This is a genomic window from Companilactobacillus sp. FL22-3 (genome assembly GCF_054881455.1).
The window spans coordinates 1-23,614 of the sequence record NZ_JBTYYZ010000018.1 but is presented as its reverse complement, the minus strand read 5'-3'; the positions used below and the strand labels follow the sequence as shown (position 1 = coordinate 23,614).

Annotated in this window: 17 protein-coding genes and 2 pseudogenes; 15 read left to right on the top strand and 4 right to left on the bottom strand. The window is 36.9% G+C overall.

All coding sequences use genetic code 11. From position 1 onward, the window contains the following. The first annotated feature begins 194 nt into the window (after positions 1–194). The 5 genes and pseudogenes from ACYT32_RS12115 (at position 195) to ACYT32_RS12095 (ending at position 6,402) form a co-directional block, all read left to right on the top strand. A complete protein-coding gene (locus ACYT32_RS12115) occupies positions 195–1,547 on the top strand; it encodes a PTS transporter subunit IIC (RefSeq protein ID WP_395266432.1) in 1,353 nt (450 codons plus the stop codon). A gap of 220 nt (positions 1,548–1,767) precedes the next feature. Then, positions 1,768–1,998, top strand: coding sequence for a hypothetical protein (locus ACYT32_RS12110; RefSeq protein ID WP_395266430.1), 231 nt, complete (start codon positions 1,768–1,770; stop codon positions 1,996–1,998). 108 nt (positions 1,999–2,106) lie between these two features. Then, a pseudogene (locus ACYT32_RS12105) lies at positions 2,107–3,254 on the top strand (NADH-dependent flavin oxidoreductase). Between the two features lie 280 nt (positions 3,255–3,534). Further along, positions 3,535–4,506 (top strand): SIR2 family protein, encoded by a 972-nt coding sequence (locus tag ACYT32_RS12100; RefSeq protein ID WP_395266428.1) that lies wholly within the window; start codon positions 3,535–3,537, stop codon positions 4,504–4,506. Continuing rightward, positions 4,493–6,402, top strand: a pseudogene (locus tag ACYT32_RS12095) (ATP-binding protein). The gene ACYT32_RS12100 and the pseudogene ACYT32_RS12095 overlap by 14 nt, the downstream one beginning before the upstream one ends. 280 nt (positions 6,403–6,682) lie before the next feature. On the opposite strand, the gene ACYT32_RS12090 reads toward ACYT32_RS12095, so the two are convergent. The 3 genes from ACYT32_RS12090 to ACYT32_RS12080 are packed head-to-tail and all read right to left on the bottom strand — an operon-like array spanning position 6,683 to position 10,328. Further along, positions 6,683–8,638: a PTS fructose transporter subunit IIABC gene (locus tag ACYT32_RS12090; protein ID WP_395266426.1), complete on the bottom strand. Its 1,956-nt coding sequence runs from the start codon at positions 8,636–8,638 to the stop codon at positions 6,683–6,685. 16 nt (positions 8,639–8,654) lie between these two features. Further along, the gene (pfkB, locus tag ACYT32_RS12085; protein WP_395266424.1) at positions 8,655–9,575 is read right to left on the bottom strand and encodes a 1-phosphofructokinase; all 921 of its coding nucleotides are present in this window, start codon (positions 9,573–9,575) and stop codon (positions 8,655–8,657) included. Further along, the gene (locus ACYT32_RS12080; RefSeq protein WP_395266422.1) at positions 9,576–10,328 is read right to left on the bottom strand and encodes a DeoR/GlpR family DNA-binding transcription regulator; all 753 of its coding nucleotides are present in this window, start codon (positions 10,326–10,328) and stop codon (positions 9,576–9,578) included. It lies immediately after the preceding gene. 202 nt (positions 10,329–10,530) lie between these two features. On the opposite strand from ACYT32_RS12080, the gene obgE reads away from it, so the two are divergent. The 7 genes from obgE (at position 10,531) to ACYT32_RS12045 (ending at position 16,912) form a co-directional block, all read left to right on the top strand. Further along, positions 10,531–11,811, top strand: coding sequence for a GTPase ObgE (gene obgE / locus ACYT32_RS12075; RefSeq protein WP_461793472.1), 1,281 nt, complete (start codon positions 10,531–10,533; stop codon positions 11,809–11,811). A gap of 14 nt (positions 11,812–11,825) precedes the next feature. Beyond that, entirely contained in the window at positions 11,826–13,754 is a 1,929-nt protein-coding gene (locus tag ACYT32_RS12070; RefSeq protein ID WP_395266420.1) for an acyltransferase family protein, read from the top strand. A gap of 25 nt (positions 13,755–13,779) precedes the next feature. Continuing rightward, positions 13,780–14,706 (top strand): ribonuclease Z, encoded by a 927-nt coding sequence (gene rnz, locus ACYT32_RS12065; protein WP_395266418.1) that lies wholly within the window; start codon positions 13,780–13,782, stop codon positions 14,704–14,706. A 14-nt stretch (positions 14,707–14,720) separates the two neighbouring features. Then, complete coding sequence (locus ACYT32_RS12060) at positions 14,721–15,518, top strand: SDR family NAD(P)-dependent oxidoreductase (protein ID WP_395266416.1); 798 nt, start codon at positions 14,721–14,723, stop codon at positions 15,516–15,518. Between the two features lie 12 nt (positions 15,519–15,530). Further along, entirely contained in the window at positions 15,531–15,845 is a 315-nt protein-coding gene (locus ACYT32_RS12055) for a lipopolysaccharide assembly protein LapA domain-containing protein (protein ID WP_395266414.1), read from the top strand. 89 nt (positions 15,846–15,934) lie between these two features. Next, complete coding sequence (rpmF, locus tag ACYT32_RS12050) at positions 15,935–16,117, top strand: 50S ribosomal protein L32 (protein WP_395266412.1); 183 nt, start codon at positions 15,935–15,937, stop codon at positions 16,115–16,117. A 60-nt stretch (positions 16,118–16,177) separates the two neighbouring features. Beyond that, on the top strand, positions 16,178–16,912 hold the full coding sequence (locus ACYT32_RS12045; protein WP_395266410.1) for a hypothetical protein: 735 nt from the start codon (positions 16,178–16,180) through the stop codon (positions 16,910–16,912). A 127-nt stretch (positions 16,913–17,039) separates the two neighbouring features. Here ACYT32_RS12045 and ACYT32_RS12040 read toward each other — a convergent pair whose 3' ends face one another. Then, positions 17,040–17,237, bottom strand: a complete 198-nt coding sequence (locus ACYT32_RS12040) for a YjzD family protein (protein WP_395266408.1) — start codon at positions 17,235–17,237, stop codon at positions 17,040–17,042. A 93-nt stretch (positions 17,238–17,330) separates the two neighbouring features. Between ACYT32_RS12040 and dnaE the strand changes: the two genes are divergently transcribed. The 3 genes from dnaE to pyk all read left to right on the top strand — a co-directional run bounded on the left by dnaE (position 17,331) and on the right by pyk (position 23,551). Next, a complete protein-coding gene (gene dnaE / locus ACYT32_RS12035; protein ID WP_395266406.1) occupies positions 17,331–20,651 on the top strand; it encodes a DNA polymerase III subunit alpha in 3,321 nt (1,106 codons plus the stop codon). A gap of 103 nt (positions 20,652–20,754) precedes the next feature. After that, entirely contained in the window at positions 20,755–21,714 is a 960-nt protein-coding gene (gene pfkA / locus ACYT32_RS12030) for a 6-phosphofructokinase (RefSeq protein ID WP_395266403.1), read from the top strand. A 67-nt stretch (positions 21,715–21,781) separates the two neighbouring features. After that, positions 21,782–23,551 (top strand): pyruvate kinase, encoded by a 1,770-nt coding sequence (gene pyk, locus ACYT32_RS12025; protein WP_395266401.1) that lies wholly within the window; start codon positions 21,782–21,784, stop codon positions 23,549–23,551. The last annotated feature ends 63 nt before the right edge of the window (positions 23,552–23,614 follow it).

Genomic DNA, 23,614 nt, shown 5'->3' with positions numbered 1-23,614 from the left:
ACTTTGAGGGTATTTTTATGAGCAAAATTATTACCAATTAAAAAAATGGAAATTAAAAATAATTCATGAATTAATGTGAGAAGTGAGATAATAAAAAATGAAAGCACTGTTCTAACACCAATCTTAAAAATGAGATGGTAAAAAAGCTGAAAAGTGTCATACCTTCAGCTTTTTTCTTGGGGGGAAATAAATTGATGAGTTTTTTTACTTTTGCTAACGGCTTGAGTGTCGTTTGTATTTTACTGATTGTGGTCATGATAGTTGGCAAAACGCACTTTACTAAAATGGTCGAGAGTATTATTAAATTTTTGATTGCGATTATGGCAACAACTTCGCTCGTGTCGTTACTGATGCAGACTTACAATCCAGATATTACCAAATTAATAGCCAAAACAGGCTTGAAACTAGACGTCATTGATTTAGGTTGGACGCCAGCAGCAATTATCACCTGGAGTTCAGCTTACAATCTGCTAGTTTTATTAGTCATGATGATAGTTAATGTGATCTTGTTGCATTATCACGTAACTAAAACTTTGGACGTTGATATTTTTGACATCTGGCACTTGTCATTTGTGGGTCTGTTAGCAATGTACATGGGTGCAAATATCGTTGTCAGTTTGATCTTCGTAATTGCTTTAGGGATTTTGAAGTTTATTAATTCTGATTTGATGAAACCAACATTCAATGATTTGATGAATGATCAAAAAGGGCCAATGACGTCCACACATATGAATTATTTGATGAATCCAATCGTGATGTTATTGAATGAAATATGTAATTTGATTCCTGGAATCGATAAAGTCAGTTTTAATTCTACGAAATTGAATAAGGCTGTTGGTTTCTGGAGTTCAAAATTTGCGACGGGCTTTTTCTTAGGAATATTGATTGGTTTATTTGGTCAAATTAACTTAAAAGATACCTTTGGCTTAGCATTCTTACTAGGGGCCTTTTTAGAATTGTTCAATCTCATTGGATCGTGGTTGACATCATCACTTGATCCAATCATTAAGATTATTACTGATCGATTGAACAAATACGGTGTCAATATGAGCTTTGTTGGTCTGGATTGGGCGTTTTTATCCAGCCGTCCTGAAGTTTGGTCTGTAGCCAATATTTTGGCACCTTGCTTGATTGTTGAAGCATTTTTGTTACCTGGCAACCGCATTATTCCTTTAGGAGGTTTGATTGCCATGGGCATTACACCATCGCTATTAGTCGTGACACGTGGGAAAGTCTTTCGCATGATTATTATCGGAGTAGTGGAAATTCCAATTTTCTTGTGGTCAGCCACCTTAACAGCGCCATTTATCACTTCAATGTTTAAGAATATCTTATTGAACAATACAAATATCGGAATGATAGGTTCGGCGACTAAAGAAGGTCCAATTGAACAATTATTGGCGATCATGATAGGTAAGTCTTCATCTGGTGACTTGAAGTTTATCGCTTTGACCGTTTGTGCGATTGCTGTTTACTTGTTGTTATTCTTCTGGTATCGAAATAAGATGAAAAAACGTAATTTGGCTTATCAGACTGAAACAAATTAACTTTTAGAAAAAAGGAAGAGTTTGTGACGGAATCTTTAGTTAAATAATCAAGTCATGATCTTCAAGAATGACGAAGTACAAACCCTAGTACGCACCGTTTACCAAAGAAAAAAGATATTTTATTAAAACGCTCGCAAGAGAAATTATTTAAGACTATGATGAAAAAAAGATAATAAAAGTCAGGAGCAAATATAGTTATACTCAAAGGGGGGTATATCTTATGTTAAACACATTTGAAGGAATAGGAACATTTTTAGTTGGATTAGGTGTCATCTATTATGGAATCAGGTATATGCGGATGGACAAAAAAGTCTTTGATAATGCAGGAGTCAAAGTGGATTTTACTAAGACGCCAGCTACGTTTGGTTTTGCTTCCAAACTTACGGGAACATTGATTGTTCTTGCTGGAATTGGGTGCTTTTTATTTGGATTCTCATTCTTTTTCAAATAGTACTTAAAAGAATAATTTAATTTAAAACAAAAAATTCGACGTAGATTTATTAAATTCACGTCGAATTTTTTTTCACTGTTGAAACTTATCTAAGCGAGGTAGAAACTTATGACAACTAAATATAATTTTTTACAACCTTATACTTTTAAAAATGGTGTAACGATTAAAAATAGAATTGTTATCCCACCAATGATAGAGGCCGTTGCTTTGGAGAATGGAGCTATTTCAAGTGACGAATTGAAATATTTTGATATTCATACAGGCGGTGCCGGGATGTTCATTGCTTCAGTTATGAACGTATCCGCTGATGGTAAGGGTTTTGAGGGTGAACCTTCTGTTGCTGATGACAAATTCATGCCAGGGCTGACTAAATCGGTCCATACAATGAAACAAAATGGGACTAAAGCTATCTTACAGATTTTCCATGCTGGTAGAATGTCTAATTCTAAAATTCTCCGCGGTGTACAGCCAGTTTCTGCCAGCGCAGTGGTCCCAATGCAGAAACACCACGTGAATTAACTAATGAAGAAATTGAACAGATCATTGAAGACTTTGGACAAGTTACACGTCGTGCGATTCAAGCTGGATTTGATGGAATAGAATTACATGGGGCCAACACTTATTAGATGCAACAATTCTTTTCACCACATTCTAACCGTCGTACCGATAAATGGGGTGGAAGTTTAGAAAATCGGATGCGGTTTGCTCTAGAAATCATTAAACGAGTTAACCAAACCGTTGCGAAATACGCTGACGACAAGTTTATTGTCGGTTATCGGATTTCACCCGAGGAAATTGAAGAACCCGGTATTCGTTTAGCCGATCAGCCAATCAGTTATTTACATGTTTCGATGGGTTACGCTTGGCGTACTTCATAAAACGACAAATCTGATACTGAACCAATCGTTTTGAAAATCAAACAAGTTGTTAAGGACCGTGTACCATTAATTTCCGTGGGTTCGATTGAAACACCAGCTGAGGCGGAAAAAATTATTAATGCTGGAATCGATTTTGCTGCGATTGGTCGTGAGTCTATTCGTGAGCCTATTCGTGAGCCTCATTGGGTTCAAAAAGTTGAATTAGGCCAAGAAGATTCGATCAACTACACACTTTCACAGACGGAATTAGATAGTTTAGGTATTAATTCAGCATTCTTAGACTTTTTATATGCTTTACATGCTGATCTACACTGGGTCGATGCCAGTCAACCTAAAGATGATTTTGATAAAAAATTAGGTGGCGTCGAAGGTAATTAGGTTTGGAGATTTAATTATAGTATCGGATTTTTTGTACTTTATGTTTGAGTTTATGAATCTAATGTTTAAGTATCGTAAAGTACATTCATTTGAGTAATTACGATTATCAAATTGTAGTATATGTCTGTCTAATAAATTTAAATGATATACTTAAAATGAAATATGTAAAAGAGAAATTTCCCTTGAAATGGCTATGAAAAGTCAAATGTTTTTGGGTCATACTTTTAAAATTTTGAGAGAGTCTAATCATTTTATTGAGTTTGAGTGGGGGTAGTGCGGCATGAATTATGAAAAAGAAACTCTTATTAAGAATATAAGAAAATTAGCAATAACTAAACAATTAAGCTTTTTAATTGGATCGGGTACTTCGGTTCCTGCAGTACCATTGATGGATAGTGTCGAAGGTGAAAATCTCGAAGAGAGAAATGAAAATTTAAAAAATATAGTTAAACAAGTAAGCACCAAAATGGTTGATAATAAAGAGGATCGTGTGACAGGATTAGTTTTAAATGACTATGTTAGATTTATTACTTCAATAATTAATATATTAAATTTGTCTAATTCTCGGCAAACTCCTAAAACGATAAATTTATTTTCTACTAATTATGATTTGTTTATAGAAAAAGCTGTTGATGTGTTAATGAGAACGTACAAATTTGTATTCAATGACGGTGCGAGTGGTTATTTCAATAGGATTTTGGACAGCTCAAACTATAATAAGACGGTTTCATATAAGGGGCTAAATGACAACTATACAAACGAAATCCCATCAATAACTTTGATAAAACCCCACGGCTCTATAAATTGGGAGATTGACAAAGATAGAGCATTGATCAGAAATTATGTTACAGATTCTCCTTTGATAGTTAGACCAACTGGTAAGGAAGAAAATGAGACCTTTATGGATAATCATTTTCATGAGATGTTAAGAGTATTTCAGTTGGAATTGGATAAACCACAATCAGTTTTGTTTGTGATTGGATTTTCATTTCAAGATTCCCACATAGCTAAAATGGTTAGAAGAGCAATTCAGAATCCAGAACTGATTGTATATATATTCGGATTTAATGATGACGATGAAAAAAAGATTCTTAATAATTTAAAATTAGGAAAAGATATTAGGAATTTAATACTCCTAACCCCAAAAGATTTTAATGAAAATTACAAAAATAATGATAATTTTACACTGTCAAATCTAACCGATATTTTAAATGGGAGTAGTCTGGAGGATTTGAAAGATGACCAAGCCTAAAAAAAAATTAGGGGTAATAACATCTGTTGATGGATCTATATCTGAAGTAGGTATGTATAATATGTCAAATGACGCTATGTTTCTATGGTATGGAGATATATTAAGTGGTCCTAAAGTCGGAGCATATTTAACAATAAATCAAAATGATATTCAAATTATAGCCAGTGTGTCCAATGAAAAGATAATTGATCAAAAAAATTCAATAAAGAGTGCTGAATTTGATAATAGATATTCTAAAAATTCTATAATTTGATAATAGATATTCTAAAAATTCTATAAATAGAATAATTACATTGAAAACTAAAGGTGTAATTGAGAATGATGACTTCAATGTCACAAGTAAATATGTTCCTATGATTGGAAATGAGGTTACATTAACAATGTTTAGAAGAATTAAAAGTTATATATGGAATTAAGAATAATGAACCTACAATTGTTATAGGGAAATCGTTATTAGAAAATCAGAAAATACAATTACCCATTAATGGATTGTTTGCTTCCCATATTGGAATATTTGGTAATACAGGTAGTGGTAAATCAAATACATTGCATAAATTGTATTTAGAATTGTTTAAATCAAAATATTACGACAAAATAGTAAAAAAATCACAGTTTTTTGTAATTGATTTTAATGGTGAATATTCTAATGTGGGAGAAAATGATGTTGGAATATTTGGCGTTTATAAAGATGATAAAAGAGTATTTGACATTGATACTAGAGAATTATTTAGCAAAAGTAAGTTGCCTGTTTCTAGCCAATATTTATTTGATGCTGATATACTTTCAATTCTATTTGACGCACGTCCCGCGACACAGGTACCTTTTTTGCGAAAATCGGTGAATGAGTTCAATAGTAAAAGAAAAGAAAAAGTTTTTAATTTTGGAAATTACGCTGTTGGTACTTTAAAAAGAATATTGACTTCAGGTCAGGCCGTTAATCAAGATAGTCTTCAGGATTGGATAGATACTGCAAAAAGATATATAAGTAATACAGATTTGTTTAATATGATAGATCATATATCTCAATACGGTAATGGTAATTTTTATTTTTATTATACAAAAGAGGACCAGAAATGGTTTAATAAAGGATCTGTTGATGCAATCGATGATAGTACTTTAAAAAAATCGGGAATTACGAAATTGTCAGAAGAATTAAATAATTGCTTTATAAATTTTGGTAGTCGCCCTATTAGTCAATTGAGGATGTTTTTAGATTTTCAAAGAGTTCACCGAACGGCTTGGGGAAAAATAAATAGAAAGTTTCTTGATCCATTATTCAATAGAATTAATTCATCGTTTGACAGTTTAGAAAAAGTTATTGAGGTAAATGATAATGCAATGAAATCTTATAAAATGCTGAATATAATTTCGTTGGTACATGCCAATCAAGAAATTACTAGATTGGTTCCCATGTTGTTGTCTAAAATGATATATGATAATCAAAAAATGAATGTATCAAGTGGGAATGTTGAAATGACGAAACATTTGATTATTGATGAGGCACATAATATATTGAACGCTCAATTTAGAAACAACGGTGATGATTGGCAGGATTATAGACTTTCCATATTTGAAGAGATAATTAAAGAAGGAAGAAAATTTGGCTTTTATTTGACCTTAGCTAGTCAAAGACCCGCTGATATTTCTCCAATGATAATGTCACAGTTACATAATTATTTTATACATAGATTAGTAAATGATAATGATTTGAATATGCTTGAGAATACTATGCCAACTTTAGATAGAAGTTCATTTCAAAAGATTCCTAGTTTGGGTAAAGGCGAGGCTATAGTAACCGGTAATGCAATTCCAGTTCCAATCTTTGTTAAGGTAGATAAAGAAGAAAAATTGCATCCAAAGAGTGATGATGTGATTTTAACTGATTTGTGGAACTGATTTTTTAAATTATTATCTATCATTACGTGCTAAACTGGAAAATTACAAAGGTTTGGCCATCGGTGGATGGTACATTCTTTGTAATTTAAAATTTTAGAGCAATTGAAAAAACTACCATTAATTTTGATGAGACAAGATTAATAGATAGTATTAAGAATTATAGATTTAAAGTCGACTATTGTTTTCCTTTATCATAGATAATTATTAATAAGTAGCAAAAAGGGTATCAATTCAACGTTTAAACATTGAATTGATACCCTTTTTGATTTATAAACTTTTTTTACTTAAGGTCTTTATTTTTTTTCAAAGCAGGTTTCCAAACACCATAGATAACACCGGAAATCACTGCACCGATAACAACGGCGAGCAAGTAAAGCAAGGGTTTGTTAGCAAGTGGTGTAACGAAGATACCACCGTGAGGAGCAGGAACATTAACGCCCCAGAGTTGTGTAAGTCCACCACCGATAGCAGAACCGATAACACTTGAAACGATAACGTGCAATGGATCTCCGGCAGCAAATGGGATAGCACCTTCAGTAATAAATGATAAACCTAAGATATAGTTGGAGAGACCAGCTTGTCTTTCTTGTTCAGTAAACTTGTCTTTCCAGAAAGTTGTAGCAATGGCGATTGCCAATGGTGGAATCATACCACCGACCATGACAGCAGCCATCAAAGCACCATCATGTGTCGCTGTAAAGGAACCAATAGCGAAAGTATAAGCAGCTTTATTGAAAGGACCACCCATATCGATTGACATCATACCACCAAGTAAAGTACCAAGGATAACGGCATTACCAGTACCCATTGATTCTAGGAAGTGGGTGATAGCGGCATTAACAACCGCAAAGACTGGATCAACGATAAAGTACATAATAGCACCGGTTAATAGTAAACCAAGCACTGGGTAGATCAAGATAGTTTTTAGACCATCCAAAGTATGTGGTAATTTCTTAAGCCATCTCTTTAAGAAGACAATGACCCATCCAGCAATGAAACCGGCTAGTAGACCACCGATAAATCCGGCTGGACTCTTAGAACTAACTACTGAAGCAGCAGCTTGTGAAGCCATATAACCACCAACAAAACCAGGTAGTAAGGCAGGACGGTCACCAATTGAAACGGCGATGTAAGCAGCTAGAACAGGAATCAAGAAACTAAAAGCATAATTACCAACGTTATTAAAGAATAGGAACCATTGTGAGTGTGCACCAACGGAGTTTTCCAAAAGGAAGGAGATAGCCATCAAGATACCACCACCAACAACGAATGGAAGCATATTAGAGATACCATTCATTAAATCGGCATAGATTCTTGACCAAAGTGATTTCTTTTCTTCACTATCTTCATCAGCCTCAGCTTGGGCGCCACCTTCAGCGTGAAATACGGGTGCTTTTTGTTCAACAGCTAAGTTGATCAGTTCTTCAGCTTTGTTGATACCATCGCTAACGGGACGGTTAACTAAATGTTTGCCATCAAATCTTGGCATGTCGACTTTTTTATCGGCAGCAATGATTACACCATCAGCACGTTGAATTTCACTAGCGGTCAATTTGTGTTTAACACCTTCAGAACCGTTGGTTTCAACTTTAATATCCACACCCATCTTTTCAGCTTGTTCTTTCAAAGCAGCTTCAGCCATGTAAGTGTGAGCGATACCTGTAGGACAAGCTGTGACAGCAACGACGTATGGCTTTTTGTCGGTTGAATCAGTTTGTTTAGCAGCTTGGGCTTCCTTAGCTTTTTGTTTTTCTTCGTCAGCCTTATCTTTAGCTTCTTTTTCCTTCATTGCTTGGTCAAAAAGATTTTGAACTTCATCAGCAGTCTTAGCAGCTTTTAAGTTCTTAACTAATTCTGGATTGATCAAGAGTGATGAAAGTGCAGCTAGAGCTTGCAAGTGCAAATTGTCAGCCCCATATGGTGCGGCAATCATGAAGAATAGGTAAGCTGGTTGTCCATCAAGTGATTGATAATCGATACCTTTCTCACTTTTAGCGAACAATACGGTTGCTCGTTTAACAGCTTTATCACGTGCGTGCGGCATGGCAATTCCATCACCGATCCCAGTACTTGTCTGAGCTTCACGCTTTAGGATGTCAGCTTTGTATAGTTCTTTGTCATCAATGACGCCGACTTGATAGTACTTGTCGACCATTTCCTCAATGGCTTCCTCTTTAGTAGTGGCTTTCAAGTCCATAATCATGGCGTCTTTTAAGAGTAGTTGTTTCAAGTCCATTAAAAAGTCCCCCCAATTAAATTTCTGTTATAGAAATATTTTTATAAACCTCATCAATTTTTGCTTTGACAGCAATATCTTGACTAAAAGCTGTCGCTGATCCACATGCGGCACCCATATGGAAACTTTCAATTGGATCGTTTGTTTCCATGAAAGTACCAGCAAAACCAGCAATCATTGAATCTCCAGCACCAACTGAATTAATAACAGTACCTTTAGGTGCGTTGGACTTGTAGGCTTTATCTTTGGTAACAAGCAGGGCACCGTCACCGGCCATGGAAACCAATGCATGCTTAGCACCTTTTTCTAGTAACTTACGTGCATAAGTGATGATCTCTTGGTCATTTTTGAATGTTACGTTGAACAAGTCCGCTAATTCATGGTGATTTGGCTTAACTACCAAAGGATGCAAAGGCAAGGTATCTAACAATGCTTGACCAGTCGTATCGATCACGAACTCGGCTCCTTGCTTTTGAATCTTTTTAGCGATATCTAAATAAAAATTGTTATTTAGATTTTTGCAAAGGCTTCCAGCCATGACCACAATATCGCCTTTACCAATCTCATTGAGATTATCCATGAAAGTTTGTTTTTCAGATGTACTGATATTTGGACCAGCACCGTTGATCTCAGTTTCCTCATTTTGGTCGACGGCATTGATCTTCACGTTGATTCTGGTATCTTCTTTAACCCTCGTAAAAGAAGTTTTCAAATCATGTTGTGCTAATAGTTCTTCAAACATCGAACCAGTTGCACCACCGACGAATCCTAAAGCCATTGAGTTAATATTCAATGCTTTTAAGATTCGAGAAACGTTGATACCTTTTCCTCCGGGAAGTTTAACGTCACTCGTAGTTCGGTTAACTTCACCTGTAGTCAAGGCTTTCAATTGTAATACGTAGTCGATTGAAGGGTTGACTGTAATTGTATAAATCACCTAAATAGCCTCCGTTACTTTTGTATATTTACCTATCAGACTCATTTCCCGTTCCGATAATTTGTTAGTTATCAAGGGAACCTCGTCTAAAGTCGCAAAACGACTGAAACTCACTTGCGAAAACTTAGAATTATCAGATAAGACATAGGCTTGGTTTGATTGAGCGATTGCTAAACTCTTAATGGCAGCTTCCTCGGGATCAGGTGTCGTATAACCGGCATCGATCGAAAAGCCATTAGTACCTAGAAAAGCTCGATCAAAATGATAATTCTCCAGAGTTTGAATGATGTTTGCACCAACCAGAGCTTTGGTCGATGACTTTAACTTCCCCCCAGGAAGAAAAGTGTTCACGTTATAATCAGCCAACATCGAAGCGTTATCGACACTATTGGTAATGACTAACAGATCAGTATGTTCTATTAAGTAGGGAATCATGAATTGAATCGTTGTCCCAGAATCCAGGAAAATCACTTCATGATTAGAAACTAAATTTGCGGCTGTTTGACCGATTAATTTTTTTTCATTGATATGGACGGCTGCCTTTTGCGAAAGAGCCGGTTCCTCATGCAATGAAATAACGTTTTGAGCACCACCGTGAATTCTCAATAACTTGTGACAATTCTCCAAGTCTTGAAGGTCACGACGCAAGGTTGACTCGGAAGCACCAGTAAGTGGAATCAAATCGTGGAGTTTGACAATATTATGTAATTTTAATTGTTCTAAAATAATTTGTTGTCTTTCTTCGGTAAGCACTTTCATCACCTCACAAGAAGATATAATACATCCATATTCATTCAAAATCAATCATAAAATCTCAAAAACGGTCAAAAACCTTCAAAAAAATTTCACCGCACAAAAAAATACTGGACAATCAATACCAGTTCCAAGTATTATGAAACGTGTTTTTGTGCTAAAATTTAAAAATGATAATTAAAGTTTAGAAAGGGGGATTTTAATGTTTGTAGATAACGTTAAAATCACCGTTAGATCCGGAAAGGGTGGCGACGGTGCAGTTGCTTTCCGTCACGAAAAGTATGTTCCACTTGGTGGACCTTCCGGTGGTGATGGTGGTCGCGGTGGCGATATCATCTTGAAGGCTAATGAAGGTATGAATACTTTAATGGACTTCAGATACAAGAGAATTTTTAAAGCAGAACCCGGTCAAAATGGCCAGATTAAGGGTATGTACGGTCACAAGGCCGATCCCGTTTATATTAAAGTCCCAACCGGCACTTCAGTTTATGATGAAGATACTGGACATTTAATTGGCGATTTGGTCAATAATAACCAAGAACTAGTTGTTGCTAAAGGTGGCGACGGTGGTCGTGGAAATATTCACTTTGCTAATTCCAAGAATCAAGCTCCGGAAGTGGCAGAAAATGGTGAACCTGGACAAGAACGTCATATTAAATTGGAATTAAAATTAATCGCTGATGTTGGTTTAGTTGGTTTTCCTTCAGTAGGTAAATCTACCTTATTATCTGTTGCAACTTCAGCTAAACCAAAAATTGCCGCTTATCACTTTACGACTCTATCACCTAATTTAGGCATGGTTCGTTTAGACGATGGCCGTGATTTTGTTATTGCTGATTTGCCAGGATTGATTGAAGGAGCTTCTAACGGCGTGGGCTTGGGAATTCAATTCTTACGTCACGTTGAAAGAACCCGGGTTATTTTGCACTTAGTTGACATGGACCCTAATAATGGCCGTGATCCGTTTGAAGACTATCAAGCAATCCGTCAAGAATTGGGTAATTATGATGAAGGGGTTTTGAAACGTCCCGAGATCATTGTGCCAACTAAATTAGATATTCCTGGTTCTGAAGAAAGATTGGCTGAATTCAAGCAACAATTACCTGAAGATGTCGATATTTTTCCTATTTCAAGTATTCAACATACTGGTGTCAAGGCTTTGATGAACCACACCAGTGAAGTCTTATCGAAGGCTGAACCAATTCATTTTGATGTTCAATCTGATGAGACTAAAGAATACAACTATGAGCCAGAAGCAAAGGCATTTACGATCGAGAAAGATCCAGAATACGAACACAGCTTTATTGTCCATGGGGACAGAGTCGAACGTTTGTTGCAAAGAACTAATATGGATCATCAAGATGGAATTATGCGTTTTGCTAGACAGCTTAAATCAATGGGTATTGAAGATGCCTTGATCGATGCTGGAGCTGAATCAGGCGACTCAGTGACAATTCTAGATTTTACTTTTGAATTTATTTAGGGGCTATAAGGATAATGAATAAATCACCGAAAAGAAGATTTATTACTGGATTTGATGGACTGCGTACTTTAGGGGTAATTGGTGTTATTATGTATCACCTAAATCCTAATGTTTTTTCCGGCGGGTATTTGGGAGTACCTATTTTCTTCCTTATATCGGGATACTTAATTACCGACCATTTCTTTAATACGGTTGATTATGGTGGTTCGTTCTCATTAAGTAATTTTTATATTAAAAGAGTTAAGCGATTATATCCGGGAATGTTATTTGTTTTATTGGCATCCGGGGCTTATATCGTCATGTTTTTAAAAGGTTTGCTGTATCATCTCGATCAGATCTTTATCACCAATGTTTTGAATGTTTATAATTGGTGGCAAATATTTAACGGTCAATCTTATTTTGAAAGATTTGCCAATAATGAATCACCATTTACGCACTTGTGGACTTTATCAATTGAAGGTCAATTCTATATTGTTTGGCCAATTCTTTTGATTCTTTTTGCCAAGTTTGGTGTTAAGAAGAGTCGTATTTTTGGCTTTGCAATGATCGTATCTATCGCTTCAGCTATTTGGATGGCACTCTTATTCAAGCCGGGTGTTGATCCAAGTAGAATTTATTATGGTACCGATACAAGATTATTCTCAATTTTATTAGGATGTGGACTAGCTTTGATCTGGCCTGCCGAAAAATTGAAGAGTGGCTTGCATAAGAGTGATCGTCTCAAATTAAATATCGTCGGATTGTTGTCATTTGCATTAATGATTTTGATGATCTTTACGATCAAAGATTCAGATGCGTTCTTATATCGTGGTGGAATGTTCATTTTCTCTGTTACGACATGTATTTTTATTGCGGTCGTAGCTCATCCAGACTCATTCTGGAATGGTATTTTGTCGAATAAAGTTTTCCATTATATCGGAACGAGAAGTTATGGGTTATATCTTTACCAATTTCCAGTAATGATTTTCTTCGAATCTAAGTTCAGAAATGTGGCTGATCACCCAATACTTTATCCAGTGATCGAAGTCATTTTGATTGTCTTAGTAACTGAATTTTCATTTAGATTCGTTGAACAACCATTGGCTCATGCTAAGTGGAGCGATGTTAAGAAGTTCTTTACGTCATCAACAGCTCTCCAAAAGATTTTAGCGGTAGTTATTGCTGCCATTTGTGTAACTGGTTCTTATGGAGTGGTTAAGGCTGTTAGTGCGCCAAAACCAAACGTCAACCACAGCGAGTTGGCTAATAAGATCAGTAAGAATGAAAAGGCTAATAAGGCTAAAAAAGAAGCCGCAATTGCTAACTTGAAGAAAGCTAAGAAGGAGCAAAAGAATGCTACTGGCAAGATGTCCAGTGCCGATTATGAACGTTACAAGAAAGCGGCAAAGGATCATCCAATCAATACTGAGTTTGAGAAGTATGGTTTGAGCCAAATTGATCTGCAAAGATTAAAGGATGTACCATTGACAGCTGTCGGTGACTCCATTATGGCCGATGGATCAGATAATTTCATGAAATTATTTGATGACAAGAAGGTAATTATTGATGCTGCAGTCAGTCGTCAAATGGGCGCTAGTCTTGATTTATTACAAAATTACAAAGATCAAGGTGTATTGGCACCTAATGTCATGATCGGCTTAGGAACTAATGGTCCTTTCAATATGGATCAAGTCGGTCAAGTCATGCAATTAGTTGGTCCTAAGCGTCATGTATACTGGATCAATGTTCACGTGCCAACTAGACCTTGGGAAAAGACTGTTAATGGAGTCTTGGATCAGGCTTCAAAGAAGTATAAGAATTTAACTGTGATCGATTGGAATGCATATTCACAGAATCATACTGACTGGTTCTATGACGATAATGTCCATCCAAATCCAGATGGTTCGATGTACTATACCTCATTTGTTGCCAAAGAAATTTTGAAAACATTAGACAAAAAATAGTTAGCAACTAGATAAGGATTTTTTTATGGAATTAGAATTTTTAGGAACTGGTGCCGGAGTTCCATCGAAGAGCCGCAACGTTTCGAGTACAGCTTTAAAGATGCTGGACGAAAGAAATGAAGTTTGGCTGTTTGACGTTGGCGAGGCGACACAGCATCAAATATTACGAACGGCCATCAAGCCTAGAAAAATCACGAAGATTTTCATTACCCATCTGCATGGTGATCATATCTTTGGTTTACCAGGTTTATTGGATAGCCGATCCAATCAAGGCGGTAATTCAACTTTAGAAATTTATGGACCAGTGGGTATTAAGGAGTATATTGAAACTTCCTTACGTGTCACTGGCAGTAAGCTCAGCTATCCAATCAAGTATATTGAGTTAAAAAATGATGGTGAAATATTCAATGACAAGACCTTTAGCGTTTACGCGGGAAAATTAAAGCATCGAGTGACTTGCTTTGGTTACCGAGTCGTAGAAAAACCGCGTGTCGGCGAATTGCTAGTTGATAAATTAGCACGGTATCATATTCCGAATGGACCAATTTTTGGTCAGTTAAAAGCTGGAAAAACGGTTACTTTGGATGATGGTACAGTCCTAGATGGTACTGACTTTATTGGACCAGAAAAGCCAAGTAAAGTTGTCACGATCATCTCTGACACTCGCTATACACCAGAAATAGACAAATTGTCAGAAAATGCTGATGTGATCGTTCATGAGTCGACTTTCTCAAATGATGAGAAACAATTAGCTTACAATTACTTTCACTCTACGGCTACTCAGGCAGCGGAAGTTGCTCAAAGATGTCATGCCAAAGGCTTGATTTTGACGCATATTTCAGCTCGCTATACTGGTCGTGGAGCCTTGATCTTGCAAAAAGAAGCACAAAGGATCTTTAAGAATACTCGAGTTGCGAGTGATTTCGATATATACGAAGTACCTTTTAATTAGAGGAGAAGATTGATATGACTAATTTATTGAATCAGACGGTAGTTGTTACAGGAGCTTCATCCGGTATTGGCAAAGATGTTGCTATCAATGCTGCGAAATGTGGGGCCAATGTGGTTTTGATCGCAAGAAATGAAGATAAATTGCTCCAAGTCAAAAATGAGTGTATTCGTGTTGGAGCGGAAAGTGCTGTTCATGAATACTTGTCAGTTGATATGAGTGACCCTGAGGCAATTACGGCAGCGGTTCAAGAGATTTCGGAATTTAGTGATGATATTGACGTTTTAGTAAATGCTGCCGGATTTGGCGATTTTTCTAACTTTTTAGAAACGGATTTTACTAAAATTGAAAAAATGTTCCGTGTCAATGTGTTAGGCTTAATGTTGATGACACGTTTAGTCGCAAAGGGCATGATTGAAAACGGCCGAGGACACATCTTCAATATTGGTTCGATGGCTGGTAAGATCACTACGCCTAAGTCTGCTGCCTATGCGGCCTCAAAAGCGGCCGTCATTGCTTTTTCCGATGGTTTACGATTAGAACTACAATCAATGGGAGTTTATGTCACAACGGTCAATCCTGGCCCTGTGAAGACGAATTTCTTTGAGGTTGCTGATCATTCCGGTAATTATCTTGATTCAGTGAAGTATTTCATTCTTGATCCTGATAAATTAGCTTGGGAAATCGTAAATACTTTTGGTCGCAAGAAACGTGAAATCAATCGACCTCGTTATATGGAATTAGCAGCAGTACTATACAAATTGGCTCCAAGCTTGGGAGATTACTTTGCTTCGACACTTGGTAACCGTAAATAGGGGAGAACAAAGATGAACGGTAAACAATCGAGATTCGTAATCGGTCTAATTATTACATTAATCGTGGTGATTTTCGCTGTTTTGAATGTAAATCCGGTCACGGTAAGTTTTGGCTTCACAAGAGTTAAATTACCTTTGATCATTTTGATCATCGTGACACTGTTGCTAGGTGCAATCATCACCATGCTACTGGCAAGTACTGGTAAGAAAAAAGATGATGATTTCAATCGTCATGCCAAAAAGCAAATTTCACGGGTCAAAGTTTCCAATGATAAGGAAATTGCTGATGCTTTAAAGGAAAATAATGGAAAAAAGCAAACTAAATAGTAAATTTGCTTGCTCAAACGTTTTTATGATAGTATTATATTAAACGTTAGATTTGATTGAGTTAATTAAATAAAAGGAGTTTTTTAAATATGGCTGTTCCAAAGAGAAAAACATCAAAACAAAGAAAGCGCCAAAGACGCGCACATCTTAAGCTATCAACACCAAACATGCAATTCGACGTTGCTTCAGGTGAATATCGCTTAAGTCACCATGTATCACCATCAGGTATGTACAAAGGTGAAAAAGTTATCGACGATAGCAAAGAAGCTTAATGAAAAAGTCAAGTTTAGCTTGGCTTTTTTTTAATATTCAATATTAGGTGGTTCAACAATATGAAAAGACTAAAATATGCTCTCTTAGTAGTTATTCCATTGTTCTTTTTGTTGCTGACTGGCTGCTCGAAAATGAGCTTATCAACGACTGCCAAAACGTATAAGGCCGACGGTCTTGTAGCTGTGGTCAAGGGTCAAGCCAAGAACTATCAGAAGTTGACATATTCAGTTAATGGCAAGACCAAAAAGGTTGATGTAGATGAAAATCATTTTGCCATCTCAGTACCCGTATCAACTAAAGACCAGACTGTTCGTATTAAAGCTACGAATGGTGATCAAGTTGAGTCGAAGTTGGTTAAAGTTAAGAAGGTAAAGGCTCTACAAGACTATCTGACTTTTGCTCAAACATATAATTACACGATGTTGTCGATGGGACAATCAAATGATCAGCTTCAGTTGATCTCTAAAGATGGCATTTTAACTCACCAAAAGAATGACGGCAGTAAGTGGTATTACAACGTTCAGAACAATCAGCTGATGGGAATTGCAACGACACTTTCCTATAAGGACTTGAAGTCTAAGACTGGTCAAAAGAACTTTGCTACCAACTTGATGGTCGTTTCGAAGTTCTTAGGTGCAGATGGACAAAAGGTCTTGAAAGAGTTTGCTAAGCAGACCAAAAATGCAGGTCAGAATTCTACTAAGACTTCAATGAACCAAATAACTTCAAATGGAGTTAATTTCAATATCAACTTATCTACAAAAGAATTTTATTTGTACATTACTAAGTATTAATAATCAACAAGTGCAAAGATAGTTTGTTTTAAAATTGAAAAAGTGCCGTCTGATTCCAAATCTGAATCAGATGGCACTTTTTATTAAGATGATAATTGACAACAAAGAAAAAAAGCTTAACGTGATGTTAAGCTTTTTTCTCATCTTTGACAGAGCTATCAAGAATCAATGGAATTACACTGAAAATGATAGCAAATACTATGCTAATAATAACTGAATATGTAAAATTATAAGTTTGTTGATTCAAAGCACCACCGATAAAGCCAGCAACTTGGCCTAACATGATAGCCCAGAAAATAATGGCAACATATCTCATATCATCCATCTCACTTTCTCAAGTAGTTTAGCACAAATAACGTTTTTACCCAATAAATTTCTACTTGCATTTGATATAATTTTAAACAAAGGGGGCGACAAATTGCAAGCACAACTACAAGTCATGAGCAGCTTTAGTTTATTGCATAGTCCCGCAAAATTGACCGAGTTAGTGGATCAAGCTAAGTCTCGGGGATACGCGGCAATGGCTTTGACAGATTTAAATAATCTGTATGCGTCAATCGATTTTTATAAATATGCTAAAAAAATTGGCATTAAACCAATTATTGGTTTAACAATTGAGATAGCCGGAATCATAGATTCTGAGAATGTTTATCCATTGATATTATTGGCCAAAAATAATTCAGGTTATAAAAATTTAATTAAAATTTCTTCAAAGATTATGTCTCAAACTGATCCAGTCAGTTTTCAAGACTTGAGAGACCATTTGGAAGGGCTGTTTGTAATTACACCTGGCAGTAAGGCGGAGGTCTTGAGCGTCGATGTAGCGGCTTATATCGAGGCAATGCAGGCTCTGATCAAAAACCAAGCATTTTATCTAGGAATCAGTCTCTATGCTAGTGAAATCGATAATGTCAAAAATGTTCGGCAAGTAGCAGAGCATTACCATTTACCAATGGTGGCTTTAGGCGATGTTAGATATCTGAATCCAGATGATCATTTAGCTTATCAAGTAGTTAATTACTTACGAACTGGTCAAAAATTTGAGAATTTGGAGCAAGTGGTTGAGAAAGGCGATTATTATTTAAGAACAGTTCAAGAATTTACGGCTGATTTTAAAGACGTCGATTTATTGGAGGCAGTTGAGAATACTGGACGGATCGCTGACAACTGTAATGTTGAGATCGAGTTTAAAGAAACGGAACTGCCTGAATTTGAGACGCCTAACGGTATCTCTTCAATTGAATTTTTGCATGATTTAGCGGCCCGAGGATTAAAAAAACGTTTAGAAAACGATGTTTCGTCGACTTATCAGCAACGCTTGGACTATGAATTAACTGTCATTGAGAAAATGGGTTTCGCAGATTATTTCTTGATCGTTTGGGATGTGATCAAACATGCACATCAAATTGGAATTAAAACGGGTCCAGGACGAGGATCAGCGGCTGGTTCTTTAGTCTCATATTGCCTAGGGATAACTCAGGTTGACCCAATCAAATACGACTTACTATTTGAACGTTTCTTAAATCCACAGCGAGCTAATATGCCTGATATCGACCTTGATCTACCAGACGACCGTCGAGATGAGATGGTGATGTATATGCATGACAAATATGGTTCTGACCATATGGCTCAAATTATCACTTTCGGGACTTTAGCTGCCAAAATGGCTTTAAGAGATATTGCACGAACATTTAGCCAGACCCAGTTTCAAATCTCGCAGTGGTCAAATGCCATTCCACGTAAGCTCAACATTACCTTGGCAGAATCATTGGATGAGTCAGGTGCTTTACGCCAACTAGCTCAAAACTCTCGTGAAAATCAATTGATCTTTAAAGTTGCTCAACGTATCGAAGGAATACCGCGTCATTATTCCACGCATGCGGCCGGAATCGTTCTCAGTAAAAAGCCAATGACTGATATTGTTGCAGTGCAACTAGAGGCTGATGGAATAAATTTGACCCAGCAGACTAAGTATAATGTTGAGAATGTTGGCCTTTTGAAAATGGATTTTTTGGGATTAAAGAATTTAACCATTCTGGATAAGTCCATTCAGGCCATTTCCCAACGCTTCCAAAAAGAATTTATTCCCGAAAAGATTCCACTTGATGATAAAAAGACCTTGGCACTGTTCCAAAAGGGAGCAACCGATGGGGTCTTTCAATTTGAATCAGAAGGAATTCGTAGCGTTTTACGACAGTTAGTCCCAACAAGCTTCGATGACATCGTGGCGACGAACGCTTTGTACCGGCCTGGTCCAATGCAAAACATCTCGACCTTTATTGCGCGAAAGCATGGCGATGAACCGGTTACATATCCGGACCGCTCATTAGAGAAAATCTTGAAACCGACCTATGGAATTTTAGTTTATCAAGAACAAGTTATGCAGGCATCTTCTGAAATGGCTAATTTTTCACTAGCTGATGCCGATATTTTGCGTCGGGCTATCAGTAAGAAAAACGACCAATTGATTGAACAGAATCGCCAGAAGTTTATTGACGGAGCAGTGGCGGCAGGTCATGATCTTGATTCAGCAAAAAAAGTTTATCAGTATATCGAAAAATTCGGTAATTATGGTTTTAACAAGTCACATTCAGTTGCCTATTCGATGATTGCGTTTTGGCTAGCTTACATCAAGGTTCATTTTCCAGATATTTTCTTTGCTGCTCTCTTAAATTCCAACTTGAATAATGAGAGCAAAGTCTCGACTTATATCCAAGATGCTAAAGATATGCAAGTGAAAATCTTAAATGTCGATATTAATCAGAGTTCATATGAATTCACCGATAGCAATCAAGCAATTCGCTTTGGTTTATTGAGTATCAAAGGGATGCGTCGTGATTTGGCTGATGAGATCATCAAAAAACGGCAAAAAGACGGGCACTACACTAGTGGACTCAACTTTTTACAACGAATCGACCGTCGGTTTGTTAAGAACGACTATTTAGAACCAATGATTTTGGCGGGAGCTTTTGATGGTTTCAACCGCAATCGCAAAGAACTGCTGTATGATTTTCGTGATTTGATTGAAAGCATACAGTTAGCTGGCAGCAATTTATCATTATTTGATGTTTTGGACCCTAAGAAGCACCAAGTTGACGATTTCAGTTTGACGGAAAAATTGAATCAAGAGAAAAAGTATTTAGGCGTCTACGTTTCAGGACATCCAGTCGAAAAGTATCGCACCCGCTTATTGGATCTGCAAACAATTAAAATTTCAGAGTTGAATAATTTTCAAAATCAAACTGTCAATGTCTTGGGATTAGTCAAGAATTTACGAGTGATCAGGACAAAAAAGGGTCAACGAATGAGTTTTATGACAATTGAAGATGAATCAGGAACGATTTCTGTGACAGTCTTTCCCAAACTTTTTCAAAAGATTGAGTCAATCGATCTGGATGGAAATATTTATTTGTTCGTAGGTCATCCTAATGTTGGTCAAAGAGGAGACTTGGAACTGATTGCTGATAAAGTGGTCGATCCAAAACAATATACCGTCCAGTTGCCAACTGAAAAACTCTATTTAAGGATCGACAAAGCTCACGATACTTCAGAAAATTTGAAACAGCTTTATCAGATCATTGAGAGTGCCAATGGCCAAATGCCGGTAATTTTATATCGAGTGCAAAAGAAACAAGCATTACTCTTGAAATCGAACCGCTGGATAGATTTTAATAGTAATGTGCAGCAGAAATTGGAGATGTTTTTAGGTAAACAAAATGTTTTTCTAAAAAAAGAGTGAATAATTTATCTTAAAACGTTTTCAGCTCTACAAAGTATTCAACAAAAATGTTATATTTGATTAGGTTTTGTTTTAGAAACAAATAATTTTGGAGTGTGAACAAATGAAGCGTATTGGTATTTTGACCAGTGGTGGCGACGCCCCTGGTATGAACGCTGCTATTCGAGCAGTCGCACGTAGAGCCATTGACAAAGGGCTTGAAGTGTATGGTATCAATTATGGATATGCTGGACTTGTTGCGGGAGATATCTTCCGTTTGAACAGCGACGACGTATCTGACCATATTCAACGTGGTGGTACATTCTTGCATTCTGCAAGATACCCTGAATTTGCTAAAGTTGAAGGCCAATTGAAGGGTATTGAACAATTGAAGAAGTTTGGAATCGATGCATTAGTTGTTATCGGTGGCGACGGTTCTTATCATGGCGCATTGCGTTTGACTGAACACGGTTTTAACACAATCGGTTTGCCAGGAACAATCGATAACGATATTCCGTTCACAGACTTTACAATTGGTTTCGATACAGCTGTATCGACTGCCGTTGATGCAATCGATAAGTTGCATGATACTGCTAGTTCCCATGAAAGAACTTTCATCGTTGAAGTTATGGGACGTGGCGCTGGTGACGTTGCTCTTTGGGCAGGTGTTGCTGGTGGTGCTCAAAAGATCATCATTCCTGAACGTGATTTTGACATCAAAGAAATTGCTGAAGAGGTCGAAACTGGCCGTCAACAAGGTAACAAGAACATGATTATCGTTCTTGCTGAAGGTGTTATGCACGCTGACGAATTCAAGAGTGAATTGGACAAGTATGGTGACTTTGATTCACGTGCAACTGTTCTCGGACATGTGCAACGTGGTGGTTCACCAACTATAAAAGACCGTGTCTTAGCAAGTAAGATGGGTGCTTATGCAGTTGATCTCTTGCTTGATGGCAAGGGTGGTTTGGCTGTCGGTATCGAAAATAACAAGATTACATCACATGATATTCTTGACTTATTCGATAGCAAGCACAAACCTGATTTATCACTATATGATTTAAATGAATCTTTAAGCAGATAATTTAAACATGTAGAGTTTTAATTTGGTACAATGAACAAGGTATTAAGACAAGAAAAGGGGATTCTCGATGAAAAGAACAAAAATTGTAAGTACACTTGGACCTGCTAGTAATGATGTTGACACAATCGTTAAGTTGATTGAAGCCGGAGCTAACATCTTCCGTTTCAACTTCTCACATGGTGACCATCCAGAACACAAAGCTCGTATGGAAATGGTTCACGAAGCTGAAAAGATTACTGGTAAGACTGTTGGTATCGTTCTAGATACTAAGGGTGCTGAAATTCGTACAACTGTTCAAGAAGGTAACAAGTTTGAAGCTAAGATTGGCCAAACAATCCGTATTTCAATGGATGATTCCTTAACAGGTACACCTGAAAAGATTGCTTCAACATATCCTGGTCTATACGATGATACACATGTTGGTGGTCACGTATTGATTGATGATGGTCTTGTTGATTTGAAGATTACTGAAAAAGATGACAAGAACCGTGAATTGGTTACTGTTGTTCAAAACGACGGTATGATCGGCTCAAGAAAGAGTATCAATGCTCCTGGTGTTGAAGTTCGTCTACCAGGTATCACAGAAAAAGATTCTGACGATATTCGTTTCGGTCTAGAACAAGGTATCAACTTCATCTCAGCTTCATTCGTTCGTAAAGCTCAAGATGTCTTGGATATTCGTGAAATCCTTGAAGAAAAACACTGTGAATACGTACAAATCTTCCCTAAGATTGAATCACAAGAAGGTATCGACAATATCGATTCTATCCTTCAAGTATCAGATGGTTTGATGATTGCTCGTGGTGACATGGGTGTTGAAATTCCATTTGAAAACGTACCATTCGTACAAAAGACTTTGATCAAGAAATGTAACGCTCTTGGCAAGCCAGTTATCACAGCTACACAAATGCTTGATTCAATGCAAGAAAACCCACGTCCTACACGTGCCGAAGTTACTGATGTTGCTAACTCTGTTCTTGATGGTACAGATGCAACAATGCTTTCAGGTGAAAGTGCTAACGGTGACTACCCAGTTGAATCAGTTGCTGCTATGGCTCGTATCGACGAACGTACAGAACAACAATTGAACCACACAAACCAACTTGCAATCCAACGTTTCGAAGATTACAAGGGTTCAAACGTTACAGAATCAATCGGTGAATCAGTTGTTAGAACAGCTGAAGAACTAAACATTCACACAATCGTTGCTGCTACAAAGAGTGGTTACACAGCACGTATGATTTCTAAGTATCGTCCATCTGCTGATATTTTGGCACTTACATTTGACGAAACTACACAACGTGGTTTGACAGTTAACTGGGGTGTTGATCCAGTTATCGTTGACAAGCCTGATAACACTGATGAAATGTTCGACTTAGCTGCTAAGAAAGCTCAAGAACTTGGCTTTGCTAAGGAAGGTGACTTGATTCTTGTTGTCGCTGGTGTTCCTGTCGGTGAAAGTGGTACAACAAACTTGATGAAGGTTCAATTGATCGGTTCTACATTGGTTAAAGGCCAAGGTGTTGGTGAAGAATCAGTTGTTGGTAACGTTGTTGTTGCTCACACCGCTGAAGAAGCTAACAAGAAGATCAATGAAGGCGACATCCTTGTTACAGAAATGACTGACAAAGATTACCTACCAGCTCTTGAAAAAGCTAGTGCCGTTGTTGTTGAAAACGGTGGTCTAACTTCACACGCAGCTGTTGTTGGTATCGCTATGGGTCTACCTGTAGTTGTTGGTGCTAAGAACGCTACAAGCCTTGTTAAAGATGGTGACACTGTTACTGTTGATTCAAGACGTGGTGTTGTATACAAAGGTGCTTCACGTTCACTATAATTTTTAATTTAAAAGTTAAAGTGTTTTAAAAATATAAAAAGACTGAGAGAAACTGACGAGTTT

What these genes read in the sequence shown, in the direction of transcription:
- ACYT32_RS12110 (WP_395266430.1), top strand. Translation starts at nt 1,768, where the DNA reads ATGTTAAACACATTTGAAGGAATAGGAACATTTTTAGTTGGATTAGGT.
- ACYT32_RS12115 (WP_395266432.1), top strand. Translation starts at nt 195, where the DNA reads ATGAGTTTTTTTACTTTTGCTAACGGCTTGAGTGTCGTTTGTATTTTA.
- pyk (WP_395266401.1), top strand. Translation starts at nt 21,782, where the DNA reads ATGAAAAGAACAAAAATTGTAAGTACACTTGGACCTGCTAGTAATGAT.
- ACYT32_RS12060 (WP_395266416.1), top strand. Translation starts at nt 14,721, where the DNA reads ATGACTAATTTATTGAATCAGACGGTAGTTGTTACAGGAGCTTCATCC.
- ACYT32_RS12055 (WP_395266414.1), top strand. Translation starts at nt 15,531, where the DNA reads ATGAACGGTAAACAATCGAGATTCGTAATCGGTCTAATTATTACATTA.
- ACYT32_RS12090 (WP_395266426.1), bottom strand. Translation starts at nt 8,638, where the DNA reads ATGGACTTGAAACAACTACTCTTAAAAGACGCCATGATTATGGACTTG.
- ACYT32_RS12045 (WP_395266410.1), top strand. Translation starts at nt 16,178, where the DNA reads ATGAAAAGACTAAAATATGCTCTCTTAGTAGTTATTCCATTGTTCTTT.
- ACYT32_RS12040 (WP_395266408.1), bottom strand. Translation starts at nt 17,237, where the DNA reads ATGGATGATATGAGATATGTTGCCATTATTTTCTGGGCTATCATGTTA.
- rpmF (WP_395266412.1), top strand. Translation starts at nt 15,935, where the DNA reads ATGGCTGTTCCAAAGAGAAAAACATCAAAACAAAGAAAGCGCCAAAGA.
- ACYT32_RS12070 (WP_395266420.1), top strand. Translation starts at nt 11,826, where the DNA reads ATGAATAAATCACCGAAAAGAAGATTTATTACTGGATTTGATGGACTG.
- pfkA (WP_395266403.1), top strand. Translation starts at nt 20,755, where the DNA reads ATGAAGCGTATTGGTATTTTGACCAGTGGTGGCGACGCCCCTGGTATG.
- rnz (WP_395266418.1), top strand. Translation starts at nt 13,780, where the DNA reads ATGGAATTAGAATTTTTAGGAACTGGTGCCGGAGTTCCATCGAAGAGC.
- obgE (WP_461793472.1), top strand. Translation starts at nt 10,531, where the DNA reads ATGTTTGTAGATAACGTTAAAATCACCGTTAGATCCGGAAAGGGTGGC.
- ACYT32_RS12100 (WP_395266428.1), top strand. Translation starts at nt 3,535, where the DNA reads ATGAATTATGAAAAAGAAACTCTTATTAAGAATATAAGAAAATTAGCA.